The organism is Bacillus haikouensis (assembly GCF_013179555.1).
GTDB classification, from domain to species: domain Bacteria; phylum Bacillota; class Bacilli; order Bacillales; family Bacillaceae_B; genus Rossellomorea; species Rossellomorea haikouensis_A.
In genome coordinates this window covers 1-8,076 of sequence record NZ_JABMCR010000193.1, presented here as the reverse complement: position 1 = coordinate 8,076, position 8,076 = coordinate 1, and the positions used below count along the sequence as shown (strand labels likewise).

Sequence of the window (8,076 nt, the reverse complement as noted above, 5' to 3'; positions counted from 1 at the left end):
CTTGGATGTAGAGCTTCAATTAACTAAAGATGAGTTATATACAATGAGAACTAATGAAATCTCATACGTTAAATACCCTGAATATTTTAACAAACATGTTTTGTCGGATGATAAGGTGAAAATGCATCTAGCCAGGTTATCGACAGCGCCGCGAACCTTCTTGAAAGATATGTATATTACTGACTATTATTCCAGTGGGAATCAGCAGGAATACATTGAAAACAGTAAACTTAAAGAAGATAAATTTACATTTCTGACAAAATTCTTCCTCGGTTTATCCCGCGATTTCGATTGGGGAAAAGACTTGTTTTGGAAAATGCAGAAAGCTTTTTTTCTGAATCAGAACGAGAAACTGGTGACAAGGAATAATGTTATGCGGTCTGAATCTGACTTTCTTGAATACGAGGCAGGGAATGATACAGATATTTTGCAGGAATATTTTGTTCCGGTTACCGAATATGAAGAGTATATTGAAGATTTGAGGATTTATCTGGGGCAGAGAGATTTAAACTTAGTCAACATAACAGTTCGATATGTTGATCGAAACAACGAGGCTCTCATGTCATTTGCTAAAGAGGATATGTTTGCTCTCGTCCTTCTCATCAATCAGGGCATGAGCGACGCGGAGATTTCTGAAACAGGTGAAACGGTAAGGGGCATGATAGATATCACCTTGAATCACGGCGGTTCATATTATTTACCTTATTATGAGTATCCTACGAAATCTCAGATGAGAAAAGCTTATCCTCATAGTGATGAATTTTTTCAAATGAAAAGAAAGCTTGATCCGGAAGAACGGTTCACTAATCAATATTATCAGGAGTATGGTTCATGAAATGGTTCATTCTCTCCCAAAGCTTCGCGATGACTGCCGCCAGTGTCTCATTTCCATTCTATCTGTTGTTTATACAAAACCTTGGGAATTCGTTCTCATCTTTCGGATTTGCTTATGGATTATTTACTCTGAGTGCAGCGCTCAGTCACCGGCTGATTGGAAAATTGGCAGACAGAACAGGTGGTTTCGGACTTCTGATCGTATATGCTGTTGGAATGAGTTTTTTGTTCCTGCTCATCCCCTCTGTTACATCGATTAAAATGGTTTATTTTATGCAGATTTGTCTGGGTGTGCTTGGAGCAGTTCAAAAAACGAGTGAAAAAGTGGTACTTAGTGAAATGCCTTCCAATGGCGGCAGGGGGAAGATGATCGGAAACTATCATTTTTGGACTTCATTTTGCTCTAGTTTTGCCGTTATGGGAACCGGGCTTTTGTTAAATTACTTTACGATTCATTTCATTTTCTACGGTTGTTCTGTTTTTTTTCTCTCAAGCAGCATCTTCATGGTCATCAGTTATTCAAATTTTCAACGGACACATAAACTGGATGAAAAAAGAACAATCGGAAATTGAAGCTCTTTTCGTCATTTCGTTCTTCCAATTATTGAAAATAAGAAGGATTTGAGTAAAGAAAAAGCTAATACCTATATAGAATATATTTCTGAATTTTCAATAAAATAGATCAGGGGGAGAAAGATGAATGGGGGAGTCGAGCTTCAGACGTTAAAAAAGAAAAAGCGTTTTACAATTTTACTATGCTCTGGCGGTATATGCATTCTTGTATTAGCTGCCGGGATAGTGGGAATATACTACTTCGTTGAAAGATCAATGCCCGAGACTTCGGGAACAATCTCGTTAAGTGCTTTATCCCATGATGTAGAGGTGATCAGAGACAAACAAGGAGTACCCCATATATCTGCAGCAAACGAAAAGGATTTGTTCATTGCTCAGGGGTATGTTCAGGCTCAAGACCGTTTATTCCAAATGGATCTAAGCAGAAGGCAGGCATCGGGGCGATTAAGTGAGGTAATCGGCGGAAAAACCGTGGAACGTGATAAATTCTTCCGTACTTTAGGACTGCGCAGAGCTGCAGAAGTGTCCTATACAGCCTATCCGGATGAAACGAAGCAAATCCTTGAATGGTACGCTGAAGGAGTCAATGCATTCATGGATGAAGGGATAGACGACCGCAGACTTCCAGTCGAGTTTACGCTGCTTGGATACAAACCGGAAAAGTGGACTCCGATAGATTCGTTGACCATTGGCAAATACATGGCATTCGACCTGGGAGGACATTGGCAAGGACAAGCATTCCGGTATTGGGCTATGAAGAATCTGTCTGAAGAAAAGGCAATTGACCTGTTCCCTTCTTATCCTGAAAATGCTCCGGAAATCCTTTCGTCCATCGGCGACCTGACAATCGACATAGAAGACTCATTTGCTGCAGCTGTCGTACCTCCTGAGTTTAACGGCAGTAACAACTGGGTAGTAAGCGGGAAAAAAACGGCAAGCGGAAAACCATTGCTGGCTGATGATCCCCACTTATCATTGGGCACACCATCGATTTGGTATCAAATGCACTTAAATGCTCCTCAATTGAATGTCAGCGGAGTCATTTTCGCTGGGATTCCCGGAATCATCCTGGGCCATAACGAAGAAATTGCATGGGGAGTTACGAATACAGGACCGGACGTTCAAGATTTATATGTAGAACAAAGGCATGTGCAGGATCCGACACTTTTTAAGTATAGTGATGATTGGGAAAAAGCGACGATTATTGAAGAACCAATCCTTGTAAAAGGAGAGAAAGCGATTCCATATGAGGTGGTCATCACGAGACATGGTCCGATTATATCGGATTTTGCTCATCAAACAGATGACAAGCAAGCATTGTCACTCAGGTGGACAGCCTTAGATCCGAGTCTCGAGCTGCAGGCCATTCTAAATATCAATAAAGCCGGCAATTGGAAGGAATTTGAAAAAGCGCTGGAAGATTTCCATACACCTACCCAAAACTTCGTCTTTGCAGCAAAGGACGGAACCATAGCATATAAGGCAAATGGAAAAATACCTATACGGAAAAAAGGCGACGGTCTGCTTCCCGCTCCGGGGTGGGATCCTGAATTTGAGTGGGAAGGATTCATTCCATTTGACGAACTTCCTTCTGTTGTTAATCCCGAGAAAGGATTTGCTGCTACTGCAAATAACAAAGTCATTGATGACAGCTACCCCTATCATATAAGTCATCATTGGGCGCAGCCTTACAGATATATGAGGATTTCTCAGTATCTTGAGGAGAATGATGAATTGACGATTGAGGATATGAAAAAGCTGCAGATGGACCAGATCAATTTACATGCCGCTGAATTTGTACCGATTTTCATAAATGATCTTCAAGATAGAAAATTATCTTCAGAACAAGAGCAAGCTGTTAATATCCTTAAGGAGTGGGATTATAAAGATGATAAAAATGAAAATGCACCACTGCTGTTTCATTTTTGGATGAACAACTTATCTATGGAAATGTTTAAGAAAGAGATCCCACAAGAGATGATGGAGCTTTTTGAAGGCCGTCAAATGATTGTTGATGAAATGTTAAGAAAAGCCCATGGGGGAGAAGAATCTTCCTGGTTTGAACCATCTGGCGGATATACAGGTTATCTGCTGGGTACGTTGGACAATGCGCTGGATGAGCTGGAGGATGCATATGGTTATGACATGAATAAATGGCAATGGGGGGATTATCATCAAGTCTATTTTGAACATCCCATTTCCAGCGCCTCTCCGGTTTTAGAATGGTTTTTCAACAGACAAGCACCAGTTCCGGTCGGGGGAAGCAGGGTCACCGTTCAGGCAGCCAGTTACAACAATGAAGAAATTGTAAATCACGGCGCATCATGGAGGTTTGTGATTGACGCTTCAAAACTCACTGAAGGCTATCATATCGTTGGACCAGGTCAGGTTGGACACTTTAAAAGTAAATGGTATGACAATCAAATCGATTCCTGGGTGCAAGGGGAGTATCATATAACATCTTTGAGTGAAGTAGGAGATGACGAAAAATTGTTGTTAAAGGCTGAATAAACAGGCGCCTGTTTCCCTTCATCAAACCTTGGTGAGGGATAACAGGCGCTTTCGTATAGTACAGATTTAATAATCGTTTAATAAAATGTAAAAAGGGTATACTAACAAGATGTGATTTCGTAAACTATTATGGTACGATAATATGTAAAGGAAGAATTACATAGAAAGCAGTGAAAGTATGTCTCACAACACCAAGCAAAAATTAATCGTGCTCATAGGCCCGACTGCTGTAGGTAAAACCAGAACAAGTATTCATCTCGCCCGGTTATTCAATGCAGAGATCATAAGCGGGGATTCCATGCAAATATACAAAGGTATGGACATCGGAACTGCGAAAATAACTGAAGAAGAGATGGAAGGAATCCCGCACCACTTAATTGATATTAAAGACCCGCAAGAATCATTCTCTGCCGCAGAATTCCAACAGATTGTCAGAGAAAAAATCTCGGATATTCATTCACGCGGAAAAATCCCGATGATAGCCGGGGGCACAGGTTTATATATTCAATCAGTGATATTTGATTATCAGTTTACAGATGCTCCGGGTGACGTTGAATATAGAACCGTTCTTGAACAAAAGGTTAAAGATAAAGGGATTGGACCACTATACGAACTCCTTCAAAGCATCGATCCGGAAGCTGCAAAAAATATTCACCCAAACAATACGCGCAGAGTAATCCGTGCTTTGGAAATCTTTCATGTTACCGGTAAAACGATGACCTGCTACCAGGAAAGTCAATCAGCTGAACTTCTTTATGACATCGCTCTGATAGGGTTGACCATGGAACGTGAGAAGCTTTACGACAGAATTAATAAAAGGGTAGATCTCATGATTGATGCGGGTCTTATTGAAGAAGTGCGTTCTCTTTATGAAAGTGGAGTGCATGGCGTTCAATCCGTTCAGGCTATCGGGTATAAAGAGGTTTATGAATATTTGGATGGAAAGATAAGCATTGACAGTGCAATCGGGAATCTAAAACAGAATTCAAGGAGATATGCAAAGAGGCAATTGACATGGTTTCGTAATAAGATGGAGGTCAACTGGTTTGATATGACTGATGAAAAGGACCATCGAAAAATTATTGAAGAGATTTCAGAATTTATTGCAGGAAAGCTTCAACTAAAGTCGAATTAGTAAGTAGAGATAGAAGAGGAGGACTAGACATGAAACAATCAATTAATATCCAAGATCAATTCCTGAACCAATTGCGTAAAGACAGTTCACTATGTACGGTGTTCCTATTGAATGGATTTCAGATCCGCGGTCATGTAAAGGGGTTTGACAATTTTACCGTACTGTTCGAATGTGATGGGAAACAGCAGCTTGTTTATAAGCATGCCATATCGACATTTGCTCCTCAACGGAATGTTCAAATAAATTATGAAGAGAATAACTAATCGTTTAGTTCTGATGATTTTAAGCTGACAAGGCTGCCTGATAATTTCGGGCAGTTTTTTTATTCTTTTACATTTGTTACTGATTATTTAGATATCATCAGCAGTTTCTAATTATGCTAATTGTATTTCTCCGAATTTTATACTTTTAATTAATGAAAAGAGTGTTCATTGAATAGAATGATATGAGACTCTATCCATGTAGAATATTCACTTGTTATTGAGCAGATCATGTTTCTGTATATTTCTCGGGAAAGCGCAAGATATGACAGGATTCTGCGTTTTTTTCATTTGTTTCTTTTTGATATCACAGACTGTCGAGATATAGGATGGAATAATAGGCATTCGCACCCAAACGGCCTCTAAGCGTATACTGTCTCTAGAATGGTGAGGTGAAATTTTTGGAACAGCAACCAATGAGAATGAAAAATAATGGACAAATCAGCATTGTACTTAATTCTCAAAAACGAAATTCTGTTAGAGATACACTTAAACCCGATGCCCTGCCCCAAACATTCCCTCAAGAGCATGTGGCGTTAAAGGAAATTGAAGAAGAGTTAGGATCTCTTGTCGGGATGGAAGAAATGAAAAAGATGGTAAAAGAAATCTACGCGTGGATATATGTGAACAAGAAGCGTGAAGCAATGGGCTTGAAAGCAGGTAAGCAGGCACTTCATATGATGTTTAAAGGGAATCCTGGTACCGGTAAAACGACCGTGGCAAGAATTATAGGAAACTTATTCTTAAAGATGAATGTATTATCCAAAGGTCATTTAATTGAAGCAGAGAGAGCGGACTTGGTGGGTGAATATATCGGTCATACCGCCCAAAAAACAAGGGATCTTATAAAGAAATCCTTGGGCGGGATTTTATTTATCGATGAAGCATATTCACTGGGAAGGGGAGGAGAAAAGGATTTTGGGAAAGAAGCAATAGATACTCTGGTTAAGCATATGGAGGATAAACAACATGAGTTCATACTGATACTTGCAGGCTATTCAAGGGAGATGGATCATTTCCTGACTTTGAATCCAGGGCTGCAATCAAGGTTTCCACTCGTATTTCACTTTCCCGATTATTCAGTAGATCAATTGATGGAAATAGCTAAAAGGATGTTAGAAGAGAAAGAATACTTATTAAGCTCCGATGCAGAAAGAAAGGTCAGGGAGCATTTATATTCAGCCAAAAATACTTTAACACCAATGGCTTTTTCAAATGGAAGGTATGTCCGTAATATACTGGAAAAATCTATCCGGGCACAGGCTATGAGACTGCTGTTGGAGAATTGCTATAATAGAAATGACTTAATCACAATCAGGAGCAATGATTTAATATTTACAAAATCCCCTGCAGAATAATAAGGCAGCACTTTTGATTAATCAAAAAATGCATTCTCCGGGAATGCATTTTTTTCTATATTTTAACCTTGTGCACGGATGCTTCTATTGGGTAACCGCCATTTATACAAGTATGATAGGACACGTAATGAAGTCGTAAGAATAAATAAAGTATAAAGTTCAAATGCTGAATTTGTAATACCGAGTCCGACAGCTGCGCCGCACATAACAGCCCAGACAGCATAGATTTCGGAACGGCGGAGAACAATAGGCTTTCTTCCGGCTAATAAATCCCTGATGATTCCTCCTCCGCTTCCTGTAAGAACGGCAGCGACAATTACCGCGGATAGGGGATGATCCATATTAGAGGCATATAATGCACCCTGAATCGCAAATGCAGAGAGACCTACAGCATCAAAAAAGTTCCCCCATCTTCTCCAATGTTTAAGCAAATTATTGGGGAACAAAAAAACGGCAGTGATTGCCAAAAGTGCAATTTGAAACAACATTCCCTGTTCCCATAAAGCAGATACCGGAACCCCTATAAGTAAATTCCTTATGGCTCCGCCACCGAAGGCAGTGACGATTCCTAATATATATACGCCAAGAATGTCATATTCTTCTTCCATGGCAATGATGGCACCTGATACAGCAAACGCAATGGTTCCAATGATGCTCAATACCTCCCAAGTCATACGCATGCCTCCTAACCTTATCTTCATTTTATGTAAATGAAGGATGAATCTCTTTCAACCAAACATGATTTTATCATGAAAATCTTTAATTGCAACACTTTTTGATAACTTTAAACATAGAGATTATGAATTACTTTTGATATGATGAAATCTATACAGATTTACTAACGGAAAGAAGGGTGCTTATTGAAAAAAGAAGTGAAGGAAAAAGTCTTGTTAGTCGGTTGTCAACTGGATGAAGATGACCTGCGTTTTCAATATAGCATGGAAGAACTTGAAGAATTGACAGAGACCGCTCAAGGAAAAGTCCTCGCGATTTTGTCCCAAAAGAGGGACCGGATCCATCCGGGTACATATATAGGCAAAGGGAAGGCAGAAGAACTTGCAGCACTCGAAGAACAATATGAACCGGACATCATCATTTTCAAGGATGAACTTTCCCCGAGCCAGATACGGAATTTATCAAAAAATTTAAATGCCAGAGTAATTGACAGAACCCAGCTTATATTGGATATTTTCGCACAACGGGCACGCTCACGTGAGGGGAAGCTGCAAGTTGAGTTGGCCCAGCTGCAATATCTGCTTCCGCGTTTAGTCGGACAAGGCGCATCCCTTTCGAGGCTGGGAGGGGGAATTGGGACAAGAGGCCCCGGTGAAACGAAGCTTGAAAGTGACAGAAGACATATCCATCGCCGGATCGATGATATCAAAAAGCATCTCCAAACGATCGT

At 40.1% G+C, this 8,076-nt stretch carries 8 protein-coding genes; 7 read left to right on the top strand and 1 reads right to left on the bottom strand.

Annotation, left to right across the window (positions count from 1 at the left end; translation table 11 throughout):
- From HP456_RS16540 to spoVK, 6 genes are all read left to right on the top strand, one after another.
- On the top strand, positions 1-835 hold an 835-nt coding region (locus tag HP456_RS16540; protein ID WP_376766228.1), incomplete at its 5' end, for a D-arabinono-1,4-lactone oxidase.
- On the top strand, positions 832-1,407 hold the full coding sequence (locus HP456_RS16535; protein WP_172253081.1) for an MFS transporter: 576 nt from the start codon (positions 832-834) through the stop codon (positions 1,405-1,407). The genes HP456_RS16540 and HP456_RS16535, both read left to right, overlap by 4 nt.
- A 123-nt stretch (positions 1,408-1,530) precedes the next feature.
- The gene (locus tag HP456_RS16530) at positions 1,531-3,918 is read left to right on the top strand and encodes a penicillin acylase family protein (RefSeq protein WP_172253079.1); all 2,388 of its coding nucleotides are present in this window, start codon (positions 1,531-1,533) and stop codon (positions 3,916-3,918) included.
- A gap of 178 nt (positions 3,919-4,096) precedes the next feature.
- Positions 4,097-5,053 (top strand): tRNA (adenosine(37)-N6)-dimethylallyltransferase MiaA, encoded by a 957-nt coding sequence (gene miaA, locus HP456_RS16525; RefSeq protein WP_172253077.1) that lies wholly within the window; start codon positions 4,097-4,099, stop codon positions 5,051-5,053.
- Positions 5,054-5,082: 29 nt separating this feature from the next.
- Complete coding sequence (gene hfq, locus HP456_RS16520) at positions 5,083-5,316, top strand: RNA chaperone Hfq (protein ID WP_172253075.1); 234 nt, start codon at positions 5,083-5,085, stop codon at positions 5,314-5,316.
- Positions 5,317-5,729: 413 nt separating this feature from the next.
- Complete coding sequence (gene spoVK / locus HP456_RS16515) at positions 5,730-6,671, top strand: stage V sporulation protein K (RefSeq protein ID WP_172253085.1); 942 nt, start codon at positions 5,730-5,732, stop codon at positions 6,669-6,671.
- Positions 6,672-6,733: 62 nt separating this feature from the next.
- On the opposite strand, the gene HP456_RS16510 is transcribed toward spoVK, so the two are convergent.
- Positions 6,734-7,345 carry a trimeric intracellular cation channel family protein gene (locus HP456_RS16510; RefSeq protein ID WP_172253073.1) on the bottom strand — a complete coding sequence of 204 codons (612 nt, stop codon included), beginning with the start codon at positions 7,343-7,345 and terminating at the stop codon, positions 6,734-6,736.
- Between the two features lie 186 nt (positions 7,346-7,531).
- Between HP456_RS16510 and hflX the strand changes: the two genes are divergently transcribed.
- Positions 7,532-8,076, top strand: a 545-nt coding sequence (hflX, locus tag HP456_RS16505) for a GTPase HflX (protein WP_172253071.1), incomplete at its 3' end; no start/stop codon positions are given.